General features: G+C 72.5%; 3 protein-coding genes. 1 reads left to right on the top strand and 2 read right to left on the bottom strand.

Translation table 11 applies throughout. The features are described 5' to 3' along the window. Nucleotides 1-124: 124 nt before the first annotated feature. Both ACZ7C5_RS29415 and ACZ7C5_RS29420 read right to left on the bottom strand, forming a co-directional pair. Nucleotides 125-841 (bottom strand): response regulator transcription factor, encoded by a 717-nt coding sequence (locus ACZ7C5_RS29415; RefSeq protein ID WP_049651279.1) that lies wholly within the window; start codon nucleotides 839-841, stop codon nucleotides 125-127. A 321-nt stretch (nucleotides 842-1,162) separates the two neighbouring features. Then, nucleotides 1,163-1,825: a DUF3000 domain-containing protein gene (locus ACZ7C5_RS29420; RefSeq protein WP_188295146.1), complete on the bottom strand. Its 663-nt coding sequence runs from the start codon at nucleotides 1,823-1,825 to the stop codon at nucleotides 1,163-1,165. A gap of 145 nt (nucleotides 1,826-1,970) precedes the next feature. Between ACZ7C5_RS29420 and hemE the strand changes: the two genes are divergently transcribed. Beyond that, a complete protein-coding gene (gene hemE, locus ACZ7C5_RS29425; RefSeq protein ID WP_470323790.1) occupies nucleotides 1,971-3,074 on the top strand; it encodes a uroporphyrinogen decarboxylase in 1,104 nt (367 codons plus the stop codon). The last annotated feature ends 83 nt before the right edge of the window (nucleotides 3,075-3,157 follow it).

The following is a 3,157-nucleotide window of genomic DNA, read 5'->3' on the forward strand; positions in this document are numbered from 1 at the left end:
GTACCGTACGAAGCTGGGAGAGAACCCCTCCCGACCCACCCCTCCCGCTCTTCGGGTCGGGTTCTGGCCCCGCCGGGGGGACCACACCCCCACTCCCCCCCCGCAGCGGTCCGGAGCGCCCGGATCAGTGAATGATGCCGGTGCGCAGCGCGACCGCGACCATTCCGGCGCGGTCGCCGGTGCCCAGCTTGCGGGCGATCCGGGCGAGGTGGCTCTTCACGGTGAGCGCCGACAGGCCCATCGCCACGCCGATCGCCTTGTTGGACTGACCCTCGGCGACCAGCCGCAGCACCTCGACCTCACGGCCCGACAGCTCGCGGTACGCGGCCTGCTGCGCGCCCGGCGCTCCGGGGGCTCCGGGGGCGCCCGGCGCACCGGCCGCGCCCGGCATGCCCGGCATCCCCGGGCGGCGCATCCGGCCGGCCAGCCCGGCGGCACCGAGCGGCATCCCGGGGCGGCCCGGCATCGCGACGTTCGTCCGGGTGCCGGTCACCACGTAGCCCTTGACGCCTCCGGCCAGTGCGCTGCGGACCGCGCCGATGTCGTCGGCCGCGGACAGTGCCAGGCCGTTGGGCCAGCCCGCGGCGCGGGTCTCGGCGAGGATGGTCAGCCCGGAGCCGTCGGGAAGATGTACGTCGGCGACACAGATGTCGCGCGGTGTGGAGACCCGGGGACGGGCCTCGGCGATCGAGGACACCTCGATCACGTCCCGGACGCCGAGGGCCCACAGGTGGCGGGTGACGGTGTTTCGGACACGGGGATCGGCGATGACCACCATGGCGGTGGGCTTGGTCGGCCGGTAGGCGACCACGTTTGCGGGGTGCTCAAGAAGGACCGACACCAGGCCTCCTGCGGGGAGTGGCGGACGGAACCCCGATGGGGGCGGTCGGAGTGTTCCGCGTTCGGAAAGGGTCACAGTCTGCTTCGGCAGCAACCGTGCCCGGCTTTAGCGAAAGATCACGATCTAGTGAGTAACAATACGGACAAATCGCGCAAATGATTGATGCGACATGCCTGGTATTCGCACAAAATCGATCAGATTCGGCGCTGATCGGTCGGTATCGACCGGTGAATTGACGTAGAGCGGGTCGGAAGTCACACTCCGTCAGCCCTGGGGGTGGCGTACGGCCGTCGGGTGCCGTCGGGCCGGCGACACCACCCGTCAGTGCGACCGGGGGCGTCGCCGGGCCGGCATCGGAACCACTCCACCGAGTGAAGGAACCTCGGCGGGTCCCTGCGGGGCCGGGGCGGCCGGCGGCAGGCCGGCACTGATGCACAGCAGGTCCGTCCAGGCCGCCAGGTGTCGCTCGAAGCGGCCGTCGGCCGGGGTCCAGGAGGCCCGGATCTCGACCTCGGTCGAGGACGGGCGGTCCGCCAGGCCGCCGAAGTACTGGGAGGAGCAGAGGGTCACCGTGCCGGACGGCTCCGCGTACCCGGCGCCGTGCGCCTGGAGGGCGTCCAGCAGCCAGGCCCAGCCGACCTCGGAGAGCATCGGGTCGCCGGCCATCTCCGGCTCCAGCTCGGCCCTGGTCATCGTGACCACCCGGAACTCCCCGTTCCAGGCCTCCTGCCCGGCCGGGTCGTACAGCAGCACCAGCCGGCCGTCCGCCAGCTCCTCGCCGTCCACCTCGACCGAGGCGGTCACCGCGAACGAGTGCGGGGCGAGCCGGCGCGGCGCCGGCGCGGGGGAGAGCTGCACCTCGGGCCGCAGCCTGGCCCCGTCCAGGGCCGCCACCGCCGCCCGGAACTCGCTCGGCGCCCCCTCGCGACCCGTTCCGCCACCTGCTCCGCCACCCTGTGCGGGGTGCCCTCCGACCGCTGCCATGCCTCGAAGACTAGGTCGAAGAACGGGGTTATCGCCGCAACTTCTCTCCCAGCGGCGTGCCGGAACGGCAAACCCGACAGATCTTGGAGGAACCGACGAGCCCGGCCGGGAAACCGGGCTCGGGGCGCGTGCGAAGATTTGAGGCGTGAGCGAGACTACGGCAGACACGACGGCGGCCACCCACGACGGCCCGACCACTCCCGCGCGCCGCGGCGCCGCGCACGACTCCGCGTTCCTGCGCGCCTGCCGGCACGAGCCGGTGCCGCACACGCCGGTGTGGTTCATGCGCCAGGCCGGCCGCTCGCTGCCCGAGTACCTGAAGGTCCGCGAGGGCATCCCCATGCTGGAGTCCTGCATGCGGCCCGAGCTGGTCAAGGAGATCACCCTCCAGCCGGTGCGCCGGCACAAGGTGGACGCGGCGATCTTCTTCAGCGACATCGTGGTGCCGCTCAAGGCCGTCGGCATCGACGTCGACATCAAGCCCGGCGTCGGCCCGGTCATCGCCGACCCGATCCGCACCGTCGAGGACCTGAAGCGGCTGCGCCCGCTGGAGCCGGACGACGTCCCCTACATCACCGAGGCCGTCGGCCTGCTGGTGGACGAGCTCGGCGAGACCCCGCTGATCGGCTTCGCCGGCGCGCCGTACACGCTGGCCAGCTACCTGGTCGAGGGCGGGCCGTCCAAGAACCACGAGAACACCAAGGCCATGATGTACGGGCAGCCCGAGCTGTGGGCCGCCCTGGTGGACCGGCTCGCGGACATCACCTCGGCCTTCCTCAAGGTGCAGATCGAGGCCGGCGCGTCGGCGGTCCAGCTGTTCGACTCCTGGGTCGGCGCGCTCGCGCCGGACGACTACCGCCGCTCGGTGATGCCGTCGAGCACCAAGGTCTTCGACGCCGTCGCCGGGTACGGCGTGCCGCGGATCCACTTCGGTGTCGGCACCGGTGAGCTGCTCGGCCTGATGGGCCAGGCCGGCGCGGACATCGTCGGGGTCGACTGGCGGGTGCCGCTGAACGTCGCCGCCGAGCGGGTCGGCCCGGGCAAGGGCCTCCAGGGCAACCTCGACCCGGCGGTGCTGTTCGCGCCCACCAGGGTCGTGGAGACCAAGGCCCGCGAGGTGCTGCACGCCGCCCAGGCGCTCGGCATCAGCGGCCACATCTTCAACCTCGGCCACGGCGTGCTGCCGTCCATGGACCCGGACGCGCTCAGCCGCCTCGTCGCCTTCGTCCACGAGGCCAGCGCGCGCTGACCTCCCGGTGGCGGGGGCCGGCCCCGGTGTGGGGCCGGGGCCTCTCCCCTCTCCAGAACCCCACCCCCTACCCGCGCCACCCC

This window comes from Kitasatospora sp. NPDC036993 (assembly GCF_055607525.1).

Excerpts from the sequence above, each read along its gene's own strand:
- ACZ7C5_RS29420 (WP_188295146.1), bottom strand. The coding sequence starts at position 1,825 with ATGGCAGCGGTCGGAGGGCACCCCGCACAGGGTGGCGGAGCAGGTGGC.